At 71.6% G+C, this 17,666-nt stretch carries 14 protein-coding genes and 2 pseudogenes; 12 read left to right on the top strand and 4 right to left on the bottom strand.

Annotated features, from left to right (window positions below; genetic code table 11):
- Positions 1 to 148: 148 nt before the first annotated feature.
- Positions 149 to 1,135, bottom strand: a pseudogene (locus tag H7H31_RS13845) (Ppx/GppA phosphatase family protein); the annotation flags it as partial.
- Between the two features lie 332 nt (positions 1,136 to 1,467).
- Here H7H31_RS13845 and H7H31_RS13840 point away from each other — a divergent pair.
- Positions 1,468 to 1,941, top strand: coding sequence for an SRPBCC family protein (locus tag H7H31_RS13840; protein ID WP_187063600.1), 474 nt, complete (start codon positions 1,468 to 1,470; stop codon positions 1,939 to 1,941).
- Between the two features lie 1,090 nt (positions 1,942 to 3,031).
- Here the strand turns inward: H7H31_RS13840 and H7H31_RS13835 are convergent.
- Positions 3,032 to 3,931, bottom strand: a complete 900-nt coding sequence (locus H7H31_RS13835; protein ID WP_232109824.1) for a hypothetical protein — start codon at positions 3,929 to 3,931, stop codon at positions 3,032 to 3,034.
- A 174-nt stretch (positions 3,932 to 4,105) separates the two neighbouring features.
- Between H7H31_RS13835 and H7H31_RS33885 the strand changes: the two are divergent.
- Positions 4,106 to 4,530, top strand: a pseudogene (locus H7H31_RS33885) (site-specific integrase); the annotation flags it as partial.
- 33 nt (positions 4,531 to 4,563) lie between these two features.
- Here the strand turns inward: H7H31_RS33885 and H7H31_RS13830 are convergent.
- Entirely contained in the window at positions 4,564 to 4,998 is a 435-nt protein-coding gene (locus H7H31_RS13830; RefSeq protein ID WP_176163363.1) for a hypothetical protein, read from the bottom strand.
- A 403-nt stretch (positions 4,999 to 5,401) separates the two neighbouring features.
- On the opposite strand from H7H31_RS13830, the gene hemL reads away from it, so the two are divergent.
- The 10 genes from hemL to H7H31_RS13780 all read left to right on the top strand — a co-directional run bounded on the left by hemL (position 5,402) and on the right by H7H31_RS13780 (position 16,951).
- The gene (gene hemL, locus H7H31_RS13825) at positions 5,402 to 6,754 is read left to right on the top strand and encodes a glutamate-1-semialdehyde 2,1-aminomutase (protein WP_187063599.1); all 1,353 of its coding nucleotides are present in this window, start codon (positions 5,402 to 5,404) and stop codon (positions 6,752 to 6,754) included.
- An 8-nt stretch (positions 6,755 to 6,762) separates the two neighbouring features.
- Entirely contained in the window at positions 6,763 to 7,485 is a 723-nt protein-coding gene (locus H7H31_RS13820; RefSeq protein WP_187063598.1) for a histidine phosphatase family protein, read from the top strand.
- Positions 7,486 to 8,018: 533 nt separating this feature from the next.
- Positions 8,019 to 9,224: a polysaccharide deacetylase family protein gene (locus H7H31_RS13815; protein WP_187063597.1), complete on the top strand. Its 1,206-nt coding sequence runs from the start codon at positions 8,019 to 8,021 to the stop codon at positions 9,222 to 9,224.
- Between the two features lie 109 nt (positions 9,225 to 9,333).
- Positions 9,334 to 9,963: a TlpA family protein disulfide reductase gene (locus H7H31_RS13810; protein ID WP_187063596.1), complete on the top strand. Its 630-nt coding sequence runs from the start codon at positions 9,334 to 9,336 to the stop codon at positions 9,961 to 9,963.
- Positions 9,964 to 9,973: 10 nt separating this feature from the next.
- Positions 9,974 to 10,738, top strand: a complete 765-nt coding sequence (locus H7H31_RS13805; protein WP_187063595.1) for a cytochrome c biogenesis CcdA family protein — start codon at positions 9,974 to 9,976, stop codon at positions 10,736 to 10,738.
- 3 nt (positions 10,739 to 10,741) lie between these two features.
- Positions 10,742 to 12,592: a cytochrome c biogenesis protein ResB gene (gene resB, locus H7H31_RS13800; protein WP_187063594.1), complete on the top strand. Its 1,851-nt coding sequence runs from the start codon at positions 10,742 to 10,744 to the stop codon at positions 12,590 to 12,592.
- Positions 12,589 to 13,683 carry a c-type cytochrome biogenesis protein CcsB gene (gene ccsB / locus H7H31_RS13795; protein WP_187063593.1) on the top strand — a complete coding sequence of 365 codons (1,095 nt, stop codon included), beginning with the start codon at positions 12,589 to 12,591 and terminating at the stop codon, positions 13,681 to 13,683. The genes resB and ccsB overlap by 4 nt, the downstream gene beginning before the upstream one ends.
- Positions 13,684 to 13,775: 92 nt before the next feature.
- On the top strand, positions 13,776 to 14,453 hold the full coding sequence (locus H7H31_RS13790; RefSeq protein WP_187063592.1) for an RNA polymerase sigma factor: 678 nt from the start codon (positions 13,776 to 13,778) through the stop codon (positions 14,451 to 14,453).
- Positions 14,450 to 15,508, top strand: coding sequence for a CU044_5270 family protein (locus H7H31_RS13785; RefSeq protein WP_187063591.1), 1,059 nt, complete (start codon positions 14,450 to 14,452; stop codon positions 15,506 to 15,508). The genes H7H31_RS13790 and H7H31_RS13785 overlap by 4 nt, the downstream gene beginning before the upstream one ends.
- 261 nt (positions 15,509 to 15,769) lie before the next feature.
- Positions 15,770 to 16,951, top strand: coding sequence for a CU044_5270 family protein (locus tag H7H31_RS13780; protein ID WP_187063590.1), 1,182 nt, complete (start codon positions 15,770 to 15,772; stop codon positions 16,949 to 16,951).
- Positions 16,952 to 16,986: 35 nt separating this feature from the next.
- Here the strand turns inward: H7H31_RS13780 and H7H31_RS34755 are convergent, their stop codons facing one another.
- Positions 16,987 to 17,568 carry a PLD nuclease N-terminal domain-containing protein gene (locus H7H31_RS34755; protein WP_308284226.1) on the bottom strand — a complete coding sequence of 194 codons (582 nt, stop codon included), beginning with the start codon at positions 17,566 to 17,568 and terminating at the stop codon, positions 16,987 to 16,989.
- Between the last annotated feature and the right edge of the window lie 98 nt (positions 17,569 to 17,666).

The following is a 17,666-nucleotide window of genomic DNA, read 5'->3' as shown; positions in this document are numbered from 1 at the left end:
CGCCCAGGGACGCCGCCTGCCCCAGGGAAGGGGGCTGTCCCGGGGAGGGAGGCTGGCCCGGGGAAGGGGGACGTGCCAGGGGCGGTGCCGGGGCCAGGGACACGGTGCCGCCCGACGCCGCCCCGTCCGGGCGTGGCGGCGTGGCCGCCACGGGCGGCGCGGACTCCGGCGGCCGGCCGGCCGCCTCCGGGTGTTCGACCTCGGCCCACCAGTCGGGCCCGTCCTCCAGGTAGCGCAGCAGGATGCCCTCGCGCACCGCCCAGGGGCAGATGACCAGGGATTCCACGCCGCTGAGCTTCATCGCCGTGTGGCCGACGATCGCGCCGGCCAGGCTCTGCCGGGCCCGGGGTCCGGTGATGCCGGGGAGTTCGGCCCGCTGCTCGGCGGGGAGCGCGGCCAACCGGTCGATCGCCACGCGCAGGTCGCGGCGGCGCAGCACGCGCTTGGCGAACGGGCCGCGACGCCCGGGGGCCGCCCCGCACAACCGCGCCAACTGCTGGAACGTGCGCGAGGTGGCGACCGAGGTGTGCGGCGCCTCCCAGCGGATGCGGGCGGCGACGTCGCGGAGTTGGTGGCGCACCCGGCGGCGCAGGGCGACGATCTCGGCGGCCGACGGCGGGTCGCTCACGTGCAGGAACTCGTTGGTGAGCCGGTTCGCCCCCAGCGGCAGCGAGACCGCGAAGTCCGGCATCCGGCCCCGGCCGAAGGCGACCTCCAGTGAGCCGCCGCCGATGTCGAAGACGGACAGCGGGCCCGCGCTCCAGCCCATCCAGCGCCGGGCCCCGAGGAACGTCAGATGGGCCTCCATCTCGCCCGGGAGCACCCGCAGGCTCAGCCCGGTCCGCTCGCGCACCGCCCGCAGGACCTCCGCCCGGTCGGGCGCCTCGCGCACCACCGTGGTGGCGAACGCCAACGGCTCCGGCGCGCCCCAGTGGGCGGCCGTCTCCGTCGCCGCCCGCACCGCCGTGAGCAGTCGCTCGGTGGCCGCCTCGCCGAGCTGCCCCTGCGCCCCCACGTGTTCGGAAAGCCGCAGCTTCCACTTCGCGGTGTGGACCGGGAGCGGTACGCCGTCCCTCGTGTCACTCACGGCAAGTCGGACGGTGTTCGACCCGATGTCGAGCACGCTTAACCTCATGGACTCCTGATACCCCCCTCGATGACACGAGATGCCAGGGAAACACACAACCGGGCCCGACGGGTCCGGATCGCTTCCCCGCGCGGCGCGAATCGAACCACGCCACCACGGCGTGCTCCCACCCGGCCCCCACCTGTGCCCCGCCCGGCCCCCGCCCGCGCGGCGCGCGCGTACCCGACGGCGGCGCGGCAACCCCTCCCGTACGTCCACGAGATGACGACGGGACGGACGGTCATCACGGCGCCGTTCCTGGGTACCCGGCGTCATGCACACCCCGGAAGGGCCGGCCCGCCCACGGCGACCGGCCCGTGACGAACCGACGAGGAGGTTCCGTGAGCACGGTCAAGGAAACGGTCGAGGTGGCGGTTCCGCTGAGCAAGGCGTACGACCAGTGGACGCAGTTCGAGGAGTTCCCGCGCTTCATGGAGGGGGTCGAGGAGGTCAGGCAGATCGACGACCGGCACAACCACTGGACCACCAGCATCGGCGGCGTGCGGCGCGAGTTCGACACGGAGATCGTTGACCAGCTCCCGGACGACCGGATCACCTGGCGGACCGTCGACGGCGACACCCAGCAGCGCGGCACGGTCCGCTTCGAGCGGCTGGACGAGGCGCGCACCCGGGTGGAGCTGACGATGGACGTCGAGCCCACCGGCCTCGCCGAGAAGGGCGCGGACGCGCTGGGCGTGATCGGCCGCCGGGTGACGGGTGACCTGAACCGCTTCAAGGAGTTCGTCGAGCGCGGCGGCACCGACGGCAGTTGGCGCGGCCGTATCCGCCCGGGCGACGCCGGCACGACCGCCTGACCGGTCCACGCGTCGCCGGAACGCGCACTGACGGTCCGCCGGAACGGCGCGTTGGCGTTCCGCCAAACGACGCGTTGACGGTTCCACGAGTCGACAGAACGGCCGATCAGCGGTCCGCCCCGTGCCCGCGCGAGCCCGCGTACGCCGTGCGGGGCACGGGGCCGTCGCCCGGCCGCGCGTGCCGCCCGATGTCGACGGCGGTACGCCACAGTGGGCACCCGAGTCAAGTAGTGAGTCAACGCCAGAGTGGGGCCCGCATCGCTGTTGGACGTGCTGCGGAAGCTGACTGGCGGGGCGCCGCCGCATTCCTCGTAGTGTGCCGCGAGCCGCAGTTCGCGGATAGCCGTGCTCTCTTGGTCGGGGACCTCGACGTTGGCGACGTGTAGGAGAGCGGCGATCGATACCTGCAGCTTGGGCTAGGCAGGGAAGGTCTTTTCGTCAAGGATATTGGCCACCGGCTAATGGGAATTAACGCCTCTTGCCGAATCCATCCTGTCGACCATCGAACTGATCCCGCGATTGCCCGGGCATCCCCGCGTTTCGGTGGTACACACGCATGGCAGCCAGCGGTGCGCGACGAGGACCCTCAGGGCGTGCACCTTAGAAGGCATCGAAAACCGCCCGACTCTTCCGGCCGGCATTCCACTCATCCCAGTCACTTCAGGTGCTCATGATTCCTCCTGTTACGGCCTGAGCTACTCCGCCGGCGACGGCGGAGAGGAGGATGATAGCCACTAGTTTGGTCACCTTGCTGAGCCGCCTTTCGGGCTCAGGGGGAGTTTTTCCCTATGGGCTTCTACGATGCTCATGAACTAACTCTCTTGGGACGCCTTCGGGCCACACGCCGATAGTGGCCGCTACTTGACAGAACGCCAGGTAGGCTCCTCGGGCGGTGGGGCATCCTGCGGGTACGCTGCGCGAGCCGTGTGCAACGAGGCGGCGAGGATCCGACAAATCTCAACACGCTGCATCTGGTCGCAGCCCTCCAGAAGTCGCTCCAGTCTACGAATCACCGCCAGGTCTCGCCCGCAACGCGCGATCACGACCAGGGCCATGCAAGCTGGCACCACCAGCATCATCGCGGACAAGGTCATGAGGCGTAGCCTTTCTTGATGTACTCCACGACATCCCAAGCCTCATTGCTGTACAGGCATGAATTGTGGCGATTCAAGATCACTGTGCGTTCGCCGAGGTGAGCCGAGTGAGGAGAGAGCAACTCGATAGCCTTCTCCCGTGGCACGCTGTCAGCGATGCCGTGAGCGAGAAGGTTTGCACAGAGTGCCTCCACGGTGTCGCCGCAGCACCACTCGATGACAAGATCGCCCGAGTGGTGCGTGTAACAGTTGGCGAATCCGTGCGGCTCTGCTGTTCGGTTCACCAACCGTGGACAACGCAGAATTCGACTCATCAACAGATCGCGCACCCGTAGGTCCGTCCTGCCTTGCGGGACAGCCCACTCCTCGACCTCCTGCTTTTCGTCGTGCGAGAGGCCGCCAGAGGTGCGCTTCCAAAGGAGCACCTCGCCCTCGCGCGCGGACGGTAGACGCATGCGACCGTGGTCGGAGCGGGTCACGGTGACTTGCGCAGGGCCGAGGGCGTCGTGGAGAACCACGCGGTCCCCGCGCCCTCGGACGCGAAGTCCGGGGACGCCGCGGATGCCTCCGTAGATGTGATCGAACCGTGGCAGGAGCTCACGCAGAACCTCATCCGCCATGTCGGAGTCCAGGGTCAGGACCAAGCGCTGACCGTCTGGCCCCGCTTCACGCACGCCAAGGAGAGCACCGTTGAGTTGACGGTCCTGGAAGCTGCTCGCCAGCACATGGGCCATGTGTGCTTCAAGGCGGCGTTGTTGAGGATCGGCGGCGTTTGCGACTGAGGATCCGAGATAGACCTTGGCCTGCCGGGCGAGCCTGGAAGCGGTCGAGAGCGTGAGTGATGTCTGGCTACGAATCCTCTTGGCCAGACGGTTTGTGTTACGTGAATTGGACATGCGTCGGCCCTCCTTATTTGCCGCCCGGCGACGACAAGAAGAGACAGATCGGATGTCCTAAGGCGTACTGACTGCCAACTGCGGGTGACTCTCAAGAGCCCACTGCTCGCTCCGGCGCCGGGACCGGATGTAGCGAGACACGCTGCCGCAGCAGCGCCGCACGCAACGTACACCAGAGCACTTTTCGACGACAAGAAGAGGCGGGCCTACAACGGCAGTGTCTCCAACATGGGCGCCTAGAAGCTTGTCTTGGCCGCCGCCGGCGTGACCCCTCCCCGCGAACGCGGCGCGAGTTACCCCCGCGCGGCCCCGGAAGACGGCATGCACGCCCTCCGGCACGTCTACGCCTCCGTGCTCCTGGACGCGGGGAAAGCGCCAAGGCGCTCTCCGAACACCTCGGCCACTCGGTCCCGGATTTCACGCTGCGGAGGTACACGCACTTGCTGCCGTCCAGCGAGCCCCGTATCCGCAAGGCGACCGACGACGCCCTCACGGAAACGGAAGCCGAGGCGGAAGACGACGGCGACCCGCCCGTAGCCCAGGGCATATCAGTGCCCTCGCCGAAACCCACGTGCCCTCAATGCGGCCCCGCCCGCTAACAGCGATGGTTCAGCTCAGTGGCTCGGTCCGGCTCACGGCCAGACCAGGCAGTACGCCTGGTGGCCAGCCTCGTGCAGCCGGTGTGAGAAGTCCTGCCACTCGTGCAGCAGTTGGTAGACCCCGTACGCGTCCCGGGGGCCGCCGCGGTCGGGGACCGTGGACCAGATGAAGGCCGCGGCGCCCACGGCCTCCTCGCCGACGCCGCGGAGCGGGTCGACGACGGTCATGGGGAGCTTGACCACGGCGTAGTCGGGGTGCAGGACGACGAGCTCCAGCGGGGGCACCTTGTGCAGCGGTATGCCCTCGATGCCGGTGAGGACCATCGCGGCCATCGTCTCCGGCTTGATCTTGGTGAACATGCCGTGGCCGAGTTCGTCGCCGCCCAGTTCCTCGGGGCGCATCGAGATGGGGACGCGGGCCGCGGTGGCGCCGTCGGGCGCGCCGAAGTACTTGTACGTCACCCCCATACGGCCGCCTCTGCTGTCCGCGCTCGCCTCACGCCGCCGGTGGCGGCCGAGCCGCTGCCCCTCCGGGTTCTCCCGGCCGCCGCGGGCCTGTCGGCCCGCGGCATGGGGAAGGCCGGGCCGCTCGGGGCCCCGGTCATTGGTCCCCTCGCCCAGTTCGCCACCGCGATGCATATCTCCACCCGACCACTCGCGGCCACGGCCGCGCAACCCGATCATCGTGTCAGAGACCTCCCCCGGGAGGACGCCGTGAAACGCCCGCCCGCGGGTCCCCATGAGGCTCTGACACCATGGCTTGTGTGAGCTATCCGTTCGAAACCCCAGTTTCGCAGACGCGCGGGGGCTGACGCCCGGCCGAAAGCGAGGAGATTTCCCGCGCCGTCGCCCGCCGGTGGGCCGCGTCCTCATGCCGCGGCCCCTCCCTACGTCTTGGCAGGTCAGGACCCAAGTGCCTTTTCCGTATGAAGCCCCAGTCTCGCAGAAGCTCTTCGATCGCGCCGGTGTCGTCACACCCGGTGGCGTGAACTCTCCGGTGCGCGCCTTCCGCGCCGTAGGTGGTACGCCCCGGTTCATGGTGTCCGGTGCCGGTCCGTACCTCACCGACGCGGACGGACGCGAGTACGTCGATCTCGTGTGTTCGTGGGGGCCGATGATCCTCGGCCACTCTCACCCGGAAGTGATCGCCTCCGTGCAGGCGGCCGTCGCGCGGGGTACCTCGTTCGGGACGCCCGGCGAGGGCGAGGTGGCGCTCGCCGAGGAGATCGTGGCCCGTATCGACCCCGTCGAGCAGGTCCGCCTCGTCTCCTCCGGCACCGAGGCGACGATGTCGGCGATCCGGCTGGCCCGCGGGTTCACCGGGCGCGCCAAGGTCGTCAAGTTCGCCGGCTGCTACCACGGGCACGTGGACGCGCTGCTGGCCTCCGCCGGCTCCGGCCTGGCCACCTTCGGGCTGCCCGACACTCCCGGGGTGACCGGCGCGCAGGCGGGCGAGACGGTCGTGCTGCCGTACAACGACCTGGAGGCCGTGCGCGCCGCGTTCGCCGCGCACCCCGGCGAGATCGCCTGCGTGATCACCGAGGCGTCCCCCGGGAACATGGGCGTGGTCCCGCCGCTGCCGGGGTTCAACGCCGGCCTGAAGGAGCTGTGCGAGAGCAACGGCGCGCTGTTCATCTCGGACGAGGTGATGACGGGCTTCCGCGTCTCGAAGGCCGGCTGGTACGGCATCGACGGCGTGCGGCCCGACCTGATGACCTTCGGCAAGGTGATGGGCGGCGGCTTCCCGGCCGCGGCGTTCGGCGGCCGGGCCGACGTGATGGCCGAGCTGGCGCCGGCCGGGCCGGTCTACCAGGCGGGCACGCTCTCCGGTAACCCGGTGGCCACCGCCGCCGGCCTCGCCCAGCTCCGGCTGCTGGACGACGCCGCGTACGGGACGGTGGACGCGGTCTCGCAGGAGGTGCGCGGGCTGGTCGCGCGGGCGCTGGACCAGGCGGGCGTGGCGCACCGGATCCAGGTCGCGGGCAACATGTTCTCCGTGTTCTTCACGGACGCCGACGCCGTCGTGGACTACGCGGGGGCCAAGGCGCAGGAGGCGTACCGGTTCACGGCCTTCTTCCACTCCATGCTGGCCCAGGGCGTCTACCTGCCGCCCTCCTGCTACGAGTCGTGGTTCGTCTCCACGGCGCACGACGAGCGGGCCGTCGAGAAGATCGCCGCCGCACTGCCGGGGGCGGCGCGGGCCGCCGCGGACGCCACTGAATGATGGACGGCATGACCAACAGCGACAGCGAGAACGTGCGCCCCGTGGGTGGCGGCGGCGACGGCGAGACCACCGTGGTGCACCTGATGCGCCACGGCGAGGTGCACAACCCCGAGGGCGTGCTCTACGGGCGGATGCCCGGTTACCACCTGTCCGAGCTGGGCCGGCAGATGGCCGACCGGGTCGCGGAACACCTCGCCGGGCGGGACGTCACGCACGTCGTGGCCTCGCCGCTGGAGCGGGCGCAGGAGACGGCGACGCCCATCGCCAAGGCGCACGGCCAGGACCTCGCCACCGACGAGCGGTTGATCGAGGCGGGCAACGTCTTCGAGGGCAAGACGTTCGGGGTGGGCGACGGCGCGCTGCGCAAGCCCGCGAACTGGCGGCACCTGACCAACCCGTTCCGGCCCTCGTGGGGCGAGCCGTACATCGAGCAGGTGGTGCGGATGATGGCCGCGCTCGGCGCGGCGCGCGACGCGGCGCGCGGGCACGAGGCGGTCTGCGTGAGCCACCAGTTGCCGATCTGGGTGGTGCGCAGCTTCGTGGAGCGGCGTCGGCTGTGGCACGACCCGCGGCAGCGGCAGTGCACGCTGGCCAGTCTCACGTCTTTCACCTACCGCGGCGACAAGATCGTCTCGGTGGGTTATTCGGAGCCGGCTATTGACCTGGTTCCGGTGCACCTGCGGGTGGGCGCGAAGCGAACGAAGGGCGGCGCCAAGGGGTTTGGCGCCTAACGCTCAGCCGCGTCCGTTCGCCGTCGGTTCCGTAATTCCCCGGTTTTCCCGTGGATTTCGCCGTGGGCTGACGGTCGCGGGCGGGCGGTGTTTGTGGCCGGGTGGCCGCGCGTTACGGCGCGCGCCGCCCGGCCGTTGTCTTGCGCCCGCCCTCCGGTCGCCGTCGGCGCCTCATCGCGGAGCCCCTGGGGCCGCTGCCACGCCTCTCACGTGCGCGCTTGGCGAGCGGCCCGGGTACGCCGCCGTCGCCGGACACCGCCCGGCGCCGCCCGGCGGGAGATCTCCACGGGATCTCCGTAGGTCGGTCACGCGGCGGGAACCGGGACGGCGTCGCGCCCCGGCGGCGTTATTCGCTGGGCGTTGGCTCTGCGTAGGGCCGCGCATACGTACGGCTTGGTAGCGGCAAAGTCGGCGCCAAATTCCCGCATCCGGCGCGCGGAATGGGAACCCCATCGGCTCATATCCCCTCTCACCGGGCGTCGCCTTTTCGGGGAAAGCGGCGGTACGCATATCGAGTACGAGATGGGGATGTAATGCGCGACATGAGTCGACGGGGACTGCTCGGCCTCGGTGCGGGAGCGAGCGCGGCGGCGGCGCTGACCGTCGCGGGCTGCTCGACCGGCTCCGGCGGCGGGGGGAACAAGACGCCGGGCGGCGGGCCGGCCACCCAGCAGGCCAAGGCGCGGCCGATAGGCGACGGCTCGACCGCCGACACCGGACCGCAGCCGGGCCAGCCGGACAAGCCCGAGAAGCTGGAGCTGGGGCAGAAGCCCCCGCAGTTCGTGGTCTTCTCCTGGGACGGCGCCGGCGAGGTGGGCAACGGCCTCTTCCCGCGCTTCCGCAAGATCGCCAAGGACCACGGCGCGTCGATGACCTTCTTCCTCTCCGGGATCTACTGCCTGCCCGAGTCGAAGAAGAACCTCTACCGGCCGCCGAACAACCCCGTGGGCGCCTCCGACATCGGCTACCTGACCGACGGGCACATCAAGGACACGCTGCGCAACGTGCGCGAGGCGTGGCTCGAGGGCCACGAGATAGGCACCCACTTCAACGGCCACTTCTGCGCCGGCTCCGGCTCGGTCGGCCAGTGGACCCCGGCGCAGTGGCGCTCCGAGATCGACCAGGCCATGTCGTTCGTCACCGAGTGGCGCACCAACACCGGCTTCACCGACCTGGAGCCGCTGCCCTTCGACTACCAGAAAGAGCTCATCGGCGGCCGTACGCCCTGCCTGCTCGGCCAGGACAACCTGCTGCCCACCGCCAAGCAGCTCGGCTGGCGCTACGACGCCAGCTCGCCCGGCGGCCTCCAGGTCTGGCCGACCAAGAAGCAGGGCATCTGGGACCTCCCGCTCCAGCAGGTCCCGTTCCCCGGCCACTCCTTCGAGGTGCTCTCGATGGACTACAACATGCTCGCCAACCAGTCCAAGAACGCCACCCAGGGCCCGACCGCGCGCTACCCGGAGTGGCGCCGGGAGGCCACCGGCGCGTACATCAAGGGCTTCGAGCGGGCGTACGAGACCAACCGCGCGCCGCTGTTCATCGGCAACCACTTCGAGCAGTGGAACGGCGGCATCTACATGGACGCCGTCGAGGAGGCGATCAAGCACATCGCCGACGACAAGCGCAAGGACGTGCGGCTCGTCTCCTTCCGGCAGCTCGTGGACTGGCTCGACGCGCAGGACCCGCAGGTCCTCGCGAGCCTGCGCGGGCTCGGCGTGGGGCAGAAGTTCGGCGCCTGAGCCCGGCGCGACGGGCCGCCGCGCCGGCGCACGGGGCGCGGCCTGGGGCGAAGCGGAGTGAACAGGGGGGCGCGGAAGATCCGTGCGGCAGCCATGCGAAACTTTTCACATGAGTGCCTGCCGTGACCCTCGACGCCGCGTTGCCCGAGTGTGTTCCAAGGGCGGTTCGCCGCTGGCCGCCGGGATGGTGGCGCTGGCCGCCATCGGCCTGACCGCCTGCGGGACCGGCGGCACCTCCGGCGGCTCGGCCGACACGAAGTTCGTGCAGGGAACCGGCGGTGTGAGCACCGTGGCCAAGGAAGATCGCAAGAGCGCGCCAAGTCTGTCCGGCAAGACGCTGGAAGGCAAGCAGCTCGACGTCGACGACTACCGGGGCAAGATCGTCGTCCTCAACATCTGGGGCTCGTGGTGCTCGCCCTGCCGGGCCGAGGCGCCCAACCTGGTCAAGGTCGCCGAGCGGACGAAGAAGCAGGGCGTGGAGTTCGTCGGGATCAACACCCGGGACACCAACGAGCACAACGCGCGGAAGTTCGAGAAGGAGTACGAGGTCCCGTACCCCAGCCTGTACGACCCGATCGGGAAGCTCATGCTGCGGTTCCCCAAGGGGAGCCTGAACCCGCAGGCGATCCCCACCACCATCATCCTCGACCGGGACGGCAGGATCGCGGTGCGGGCGCTGACCCCGCTCAGCGAGGAGGCGCTCGACAAGGCGCTCAAGCCGTTGATCGCGGAGAAGTGATCGCCGCGACATGAGCGTCCTCGCCGCTGCCACCGACCCCAACCAGACCGTCCTCACCGGCGCCCTGCTGCTCGCGCTGCCGGTGGCCGTCCTCGGCGGTCTGGTCTCCTTCTTCTCGCCGTGCGTGCTGCCCCTGGTGCCCGGCTACATGAGTTACGTCACCGGCGTCACCGGCACCGACCTCGGGGAGGCGCGGCGGGGGCGGATGCTCGCCGGTGCCTCGCTGTTCGTGCTGGGCTTCACCGCCGTCTTCGTCTCCGGCGGCGCCCTCTTCGGCAACTTCGGCTGGGAGCTCCAGCAGCACAAGGAGACCATCTCCAAGGTGCTCGGGATCGTCACGATCCTGCTCGGCCTGTCCTTCATGGGCGTGCTGCGCGGCTTCGGGCAGCGGGAGTTCCGCTTCCACCAGAAGCCGGCCGTGGGCCTGGCCGGCGCGCCGGTGCTCGGGGTGCTGTTCGGCATCGGCTGGACCCCCTGTCTCGGCCCCACCCTCACGGCCGTGAACGCGTTGGCGTTCAATGAGGCGAGCGCGGGGCGCGGGGCGCTGCTCACCGCCGCGTACTGCCTCGGGCTCGGCCTGCCGTTCATAGCGGTGGCCGTGGCCTACCGTCGGGCCCTCGGCGCCTTCGGCTGGGTCAAGCGGCACTACGTATGGGTGATGCGGATCGGCGGTGGGATGCTCATCGCGCTCGGTCTGCTGCTCGTCACGGGCGTCTGGGACCGCATGATGGACGACATGCGGGTCTGGACCTCCAGCTTCAACGTTGGGATCTGATCCATGGCCACCACCGACACGGACACCGACGCCGATACCGGCACCGGCGACGCAGCGGCCGGCGCGCCGGCCCGCGCGGGCGGCTCCTCGGCCGACGGGGGTTCCCCGGCCGCCGACGGCGGTGCCGACGCCGGGTCCGCGGGCGCCGACGAGTTGGGCGCGGCCGGCACGCACCTGTCCACCGCGCCGACCGAGGGCCAGGCCGTGCCGGGCTCCTTCGGCGGGGTGCGCGCCCCCGGCGTACTCGGGGCGCTGGCCTGGACGGGCCGGGAGGTCTACGGCTGGCTGCGCTGGTGCTGGCGGCAGCTCACCTCCATGCGGGTGGCCCTGCTGCTGCTCCTGCTGCTCTCGCTGGGCGCGATCCCCGGCTCGCTGATCCCGCAGACCGGCGTGGACCCGCTCAAGGTCGAGCAGTTCAAGGCCAAGCACGAGACGCTGACCCCGCTCTACGAGAAGCTGGGGATGTTCCACGTCTACAGCTCGGTGTGGTTCTCGGCGATCTACATCCTGCTGTTCGTCTCGCTCATCGGCTGCATCGTGCCCCGCACCTGGCAGTTCGTGGGCCAGCTCCGCGGTCGCCCGCCGGGTGCCCCGCGCCGGCTGACCCGGCTTCCCGCGTACACCACCTGGCGCACCGAGGCGGAGCCCGAGCAGGTGCTCGCGGCGGCGCGCACGGTGCTGCGCGGGCGCCGGTTCCGGGCGCACGTGGCCGGGGACGCGGTCGCCGCCGAGAAGGGCTATCTGCGCGAGGTCGGCAACCTGCTCTTCCACCTGGCGCTGATCGTGGTCCTGGTGGCCTTCGCGGTCGGCCAGCTCTGGAAGTCCGAGGGCGGCAAGCTGATCACCGAGGGCGACCAGGACGGCTTCACCAACAGCCTCACCCAGTACGACGACTTCAAGTCGGGCGCCTTCTTCGACAAGGACAACCTGGAGCCCTTCGGCTTCTCGCTGGAGAGCTTCGACGCCCGCTACGAGCGCGAGGGCTCGCAGCGCGGCACCGCCCGCGAGTTCCGCGCCCACGTGAAGTACTGGGAGGGCGCGGACGGCAAGGAGAAGCGGACCTCGATCGAGGTCAACGAGCCGCTGGAGATCGCGGGCAACAAGGTCTTCCTGCTCTCCACCGGGTACGCGCCGGTCATCACGGTCAAGGACGGCAAGGGCGACATCGCGTTCAAGGGCGCGGTGCCCTTCCTCCAGCAGGACGCCAACCTGACCTCGTCCGGCGTGGTCAAGGTGCCCGACTACCGGGACAAGAACGGCAAGAAGGAGCAGCTCGGCTTCCAGGGCTTCTTCGTGCCGACCTGGGGCGGCGCGGACGCGAAGACGATGTTCTCGCAGTTCCCCGCGCTGGACTACCCGGTGATGTTCCTGACCGCGTACCACGGCAGGCTGGGCATCGACGGCGGGCTGCCGCAGAACGTGTACCAGCTCAACACCGACAACATGAAGCAGTTCAAGAACCCGGACGGCAGGGCGTTCGCGCAGAAGCTGCTGCCGGGCGAGACGATGACGCTGCCGAACGGTGCCGGAACCCTCACGTTCGAAGGCATCAAGACCTGGGCCAGCTTCCAGATCTCCCACCAGCCGGGCAACGAGCTCGCGCTGATCGGCTCGGTCGCCGCGCTGGTCGGCCTCGCCGGTTCGCTGTTCATCCAGCGCCGCCGGGTGTGGGTACGGGCCGTGCCCGGCAAGGACGGCCAGACGGTCGTCGAGATGGCCGGGCTCGGCCGCAGCGAGTCCGCCAAGCTCCCCGAGGAGCTGGCCGACCTCGCGGTGGCCCTCCAGGCGGACGCCCCCGCCGAAGCTGAACCGGAATCTGAGTCACCAGATCCTGCCGAAGGAGCGCGCGCGTGAACCTCGCTGCCGCAGCCAACGAGAACCTGGCCAACATCAGCAACGTGCTGATCTACTCGGCCATGGCGGTCTACACCCTGGCCTTCATCGCCTACATCACCGAGTGGGTGTTCGGCAGCCGCAGCAAGGTCGGCCGCACCGCCGCGGCGCTGGCCCCGACCGCCGGGGCCGAGAAGGCGTCCACCGTCACCGTCCAGGTCAAGCAGCAGGGCGGCGGCACCGCCGTCCTGGAGCGGCCCAAGGTCGTCACCCGCTCGGCCCCCGGCTCCCGCGACGTGCCGGACGGCCCGGGCGCGGCGGGCGGCACCGAGAAGGGCGACCTCTACGGACGCATCGCCGTCTCGCTGACCGTGCTGGCCGCGCTGCTGCACGTCGGCGGCGTCCTCACGCGCGCGCTCTCGGTCGAGCGCGCCCCGTGGGGCAACATGTACGAGTTCTCCATCACCCTGTCGATGGTGGCGGTCGTCGCGTACGTGGTGCTGCTGGCCAGCGGCAAGAACGTGCGCTGGATCGGCCTGCCGCTGGTCACCACCGCCCTGCTCGACCTGGGCCTGGCGGTGTCGGTGCTCTACACCGACAGCGACCAGTTGGTGCCGGCCCTCGACTCGTACTGGCTGTGGATCCACGTCAGCTGCGCCATCGTCTCCGGCGCGGTGCTCTACCTCGGCGCCGTCTCCACGCTGCTCTTCCTCTTCCGCGACCGGTACGAGACGAAGCTGGAGAACCCGGACGGCAAGCAGCCGGGCGCCTTCGCCACCTCGATCCTGGAGCGGTTGCCCTCCGCCGCGTCGCTGGACAAGTTCGCGTACCGGATCAACGCCACCGTCTTCCCGCTGTGGACCTTCACCCTGATCGCCGGCGCGATCTGGGCCGAGAAGGCGTGGGGCCGGTACTGGGGCTGGGACCCCAAGGAGGTCTGGACGTTCATCACCTGGGTCGCCTACGCCTGCTACCTGCACGCCCGGGCCACGGCCGGCTGGAAGGGCCGCAAGGCGGCGTACCTGGCGCTCATCGCCTTCGCCTGCTTCCTCTTCAACTACTACGGCGTCAACATGTTCGTCACCGGCAAGCACTCGTACGCGGGCGTCTGACCTCCGACGTCTGACGCACGCCCCCGGCAGCGGCCGGTTCCTGTGACCCAGGTCACGGGAACCGGCCGCTGTCGTATGGACAGTTCCAGGGCGTGGAGACAACACCGCGCACGCTCATACGCCAGGGGGACCCCACCGCCTTCGCAGAACTCTTCGACGCCCACGCCCGCTCCGTCTACAACCACGCCTACCGGCTGACCGGCGACTGGTCGGTGGCCGAGGACGTGGTCTCGCTGACCTTCCTCGAAGCGTGGCGGCTGCGCACCCGGCTGGACGCCGACGGCGGCAGCCCGCGCCCGTGGCTGCTGGGCATCGCGACCAACACCGTACGCAACACGCGCCGGGCCGCGCGCCGGCACGCGGCGGCCCTGTCCCGGGTGCCGCCGCAGGCCGCCGAGCGCGACTTCGCCGACGAGGTCGCCAGCCGCGTCGACGACGCGGAACTCCTGGAGCACGTCCAGGTCGCGCTGCGCGCCCTGCGCAGGCCCGAGCGCGAGGTGATCGCGCTGTGCGTGTGGTCGGGGCTCGACTACGCGGCGGCGGCGCGGGCCCTGGGCGTACCGGTGGGCACCGTACGGTCCCGGCTCTCCCGGGCCCGCACCAAGCTGGCCACCGCGGTGGCCGCCGGGCGCGCGGGACACACCACCGGGCGCGCGGTACGGGGGGCCGCGCGCCCGGCGGCGACCCTCGGCGCCGCCCGCGAACCGGTACGAGACGGCCACGCCACCCGGGCGCACCCGGCCCGGCCCACCCAGGAGGGACACCGATGACCGACCTCCCGTCCGCCCCCGAACGAGACCTCCCGTCGGGCCGCCACCACCTGTTGCGCGAGCACCTGGTGCACGAGATCCGACGGGCCGCCGCCGACCGACCCGCCGCGACCACCCCGCGCCTCGCGCGCCGGTGGCCGCGGCCGGCCTTCGCCGGCCTGGCCCTCGCGAGCACGCTGGCCCTCGTCGTGCTGGCCACCACGACCGTGACGGTCGGCGGCGAGGACCACGCGACAGCGGGCCGGGGCGGCGCGGCCAGCTACGCCTTCGCGCCCCACGCGGGCGCCGACGAGCGGGACGGCGCGGCGCGGGTCCTCGAACACGCGGCGGCCTTCGCCGAGCGGGAACGGGTGCGGGCGAAGGGGCCCGTCCGGGATGACCAGTACGTGTACGTCGACGGCATGGTGGCGGTCGCCGACGTGGGACAGAAACCCATCAGGATTCCCGAGCCGCATCGGCGTGCGGTGTGGGCTCCGGTGGACGGCACGGGCGAGCGCACGGTCGCCGAGGGCGGGGAGTGGTCCTACGGGCCGCGCGCCGGGATCTCGGACGGCCCCGGCAGCAGCGTCTACCGGTACCTCCGGTCCCTGCCGACCGAGCCGGACGCCCTGTACGCCTGGCTGCGGGAGGCCGCGCGCACGCGGGACGGCGACACGTGGGACGGCGACGCGCGGGACGGCGAAGACGAGGTCCAGCAGATGTTCGAGATCGTGGCCCACACGATCAGTGACGCCGCCATGCCGCCGGGCCTCAGCGCCGCCCTGTTCCGGGCCGCCGCCCGCATCCCCGGCACGGTCGTCGTGGAGGACGCGGTGGACGCCGCGGGGCGTCGCGGGGTGGCCGTCGCCCGGACGGGCGACGGAGGCGACGACCGCGAGGAGTTGATCTTCGACAGGGTGACCGGGCAGTACCTCGGCCAGCGCACCGTGTGGCTGAAGGACTCGGGCCCCATCGAGGTGGGCATGGTCTCCCGCAGCGAGGCGGTGTTCTATACGGCCATCGTCGACAAGCTGGGCCAGTATCCGGTGGGCCGCCCCCGGGTCACCCCTCGCTGACCCCCTCTCCCGCAGGTCACCTGACGCGCTGACACAACCTCAGCCGCCCCTGACGCGTCCCCTTCCTAGGGGGCGCGCGGAGTGTCGCGGCGCGCCGGCTCACGCGGTGACGCCCCGTCCGGGACGGGCACCGGGGCCTTGCCCTGTCCGGCGCCGACCGTACGGGCGGCGCCGGGGCGACACACGCCGGTGTTCGGGCCCGGCCACGAGCGCGGGGAGAGCTGGCCGCGCCGGGGCCCGGCCCGTGGAAGAGGGGAACCGATGCGCACGCGAGGGGCCGGGGCCGACACGCCGACCGAGCCGGAGCCGGAACCGGCGTCGACCGCGCCCGAGCCCGCGTCGAGCGAGCCGGCCGACCCCGGGGCCATCTCGGCCGAACCGGCCGACCCCGGACCCACCCCGGCCGAGCCGGCCGACCCCGAGCCCGCCTCGGCGGAGCCGGTCGCGGCGGACGGGCCCGTGGCGGTGGCTGAGCCGTCCGCGCGCTCGCGCCTGGCCCGGCTGTTCGGGCCCGACGTCGCCGGGCCGGTGGTGGCCATCGCGATGGTCTTCCAGGTCGTCTCCACCGTCGCCCCCTCGCTCGACGGCAAGTCAGACGGGCACCAGCTCGGGCGCCCCCGGCCCACCGCGGGGCCGCCGGCGAGCAGCACGTACGCGCCGGGCGCGCACGGCGGGGGCGACGAGAAGGGCGGGGCGCGGGAGTTGCTCGCCCGCGCCGCCACGGCCGCCGAGCGCGGCCATGGCTTCCACCCACGGGACGGCGAGTTCACCTACGTGCGCTCCCAGAGCGCGGTGGCGGCGGGCTCCGGCGACGAGACGGCGTGCACCTTCGTCGAGCCGCTCCGACAGCGCCAGATCTGGCGCTCGGTGGACGGCTCCCGGGCCGGACTGCTGCGCAGCGAGCAGTACCCCGGCGAGCGGATCAGGCTCGACCCGGATCCGCCGGGCCCCACCTCGACGGCCTTCCGCCACCTCCAGCGGCTGCCGCGCGACCCGGCCGCGCTGCTGCGCGCCCTGTCCCCGGCCGAGTCGGCCGGCCGCCCCAGCGACCAGCAGGTGTTCCGTACGGTCGGCGGGATGCTGGCCGAGACGGTGCTGCCGCCCGCGACGGAGGCGGCGCTGTACCGGGCGGCGGCCCGCATCCCCGACGTGGTCGTGATCCGGAACGCGGTGGACGCGGTGGGCCGGCGCGGTGTCGCGGTGGCCCGGGTCGACGACGTGACGGGCGAGCGCGACGAGTGGCTGTTCGACCGGGAGAGCCTGCGGCTGCTCGGCGTACGGGTCGTCCTGGTAGACCCGGAGAAGGCGCCCGGCGCGGACCGTGAGAAGTGCGACACGCCCAAGGCCGGCGTGGTGACGAGCACGACGGCGGTGGTGGACCGTGGCGTCGTGGCGCGACCCGGGGAGCAGCCGCGCGCGGGGCGGGCACCGGCGGGTCGGTGAGGCGGTGCTTCGGTGAGGCGGTGGGTCGGTGAGGCTCAGCCGCGCTGCGGGCCCTGCGGTCCCTCGTCGTCGCGGCGGTCGGCCTCGGGCTTGCGGTCGGCGGCGCCGGGGTCGGTGCCGGAGGCCGGCCCGGAGTCCGCGCCGGAGCCCGACCCCGTACCAGAGCCCGACCCCGTGCCGGAGGCGGGCCCGGAGCCCGCGCCCGGCTCGGTCGTGGGGCCCGAGCCCGCACCGGGGTCCGGGTCGGAGGCCGGACCGGCGTCGGGGGACGAGGGGGAACCGGGGTCCGTCGCGTCGTTGGGCCGCGGGTCCTTGCGCAGCGACTTGAGGAACTCGGGGTTGTCGTCCGGGGCGACCCAACCGCCGCCGCCGCGCCGGCCGCCGAACGCCCCGGCGATGCCGCCGCCGGCCCCGCCCGCGCCGCCGACCGCCTTGCGCGGGCGGCCCACCGTCAACCAGGCGATAGGACCGATCAACACCTCGCCGAAGAGCAGCACGATGATGACCCACGCCACCTTCGGGAGCTTGCGGACCTCGTTCTCGGGGGTGTTCAGGCAGTCGATGAAGGCGTAGATCCACAGCGCCAGGATCAGCAGGAACGGCAGATACCTGAGCATGCTGGGAGGCCCCCTGAAAGACGTCGCGGCGGTTGCGGTGTGCTGGGAGCGATGCCCCAGTGACGTGTCCAGGGTAGTCCGTGTCGGATACTGGACCG

Source organism: Streptomyces buecherae (assembly GCF_014295035.1).
Taxonomy (GTDB): Bacteria; Actinomycetota; Actinomycetes; order Streptomycetales; family Streptomycetaceae; genus Streptomyces; species Streptomyces youssoufiensis.
This window is presented reverse-complemented; position numbering and strand designations above follow the sequence as displayed.

Bases quoted from the DNA above. Each gene is read 5' to 3' on its own strand.
- H7H31_RS13805 (WP_187063595.1), top strand. From the start codon at position 9,974: ATGAGCGTCCTCGCCGCTGCCACCGACCCCAACCAGACCGTCCTCACC.
- H7H31_RS13810 (WP_187063596.1), top strand. From the start codon at position 9,334: ATGAGTGCCTGCCGTGACCCTCGACGCCGCGTTGCCCGAGTGTGTTCC.
- H7H31_RS13820 (WP_187063598.1), top strand. From the start codon at position 6,763: ATGACCAACAGCGACAGCGAGAACGTGCGCCCCGTGGGTGGCGGCGGC.
- H7H31_RS13835 (WP_232109824.1), bottom strand. From the start codon at position 3,931: ATGTCCAATTCACGTAACACAAACCGTCTGGCCAAGAGGATTCGTAGC.
- H7H31_RS13780 (WP_187063590.1), top strand. From the start codon at position 15,770: ATGCGCACGCGAGGGGCCGGGGCCGACACGCCGACCGAGCCGGAGCCG.
- H7H31_RS13830 (WP_176163363.1), bottom strand. From the start codon at position 4,998: ATGGGGGTGACGTACAAGTACTTCGGCGCGCCCGACGGCGCCACCGCG.
- resB (WP_187063594.1), top strand. From the start codon at position 10,742: ATGGCCACCACCGACACGGACACCGACGCCGATACCGGCACCGGCGAC.
- H7H31_RS13785 (WP_187063591.1), top strand. From the start codon at position 14,450: ATGACCGACCTCCCGTCCGCCCCCGAACGAGACCTCCCGTCGGGCCGC.
- H7H31_RS34755 (WP_308284226.1), bottom strand. From the start codon at position 17,568: ATGCTCAGGTATCTGCCGTTCCTGCTGATCCTGGCGCTGTGGATCTAC.
- hemL (WP_187063599.1), top strand. From the start codon at position 5,402: ATGCCGCGGCCCCTCCCTACGTCTTGGCAGGTCAGGACCCAAGTGCCT.
- H7H31_RS13815 (WP_187063597.1), top strand. From the start codon at position 8,019: ATGCGCGACATGAGTCGACGGGGACTGCTCGGCCTCGGTGCGGGAGCG.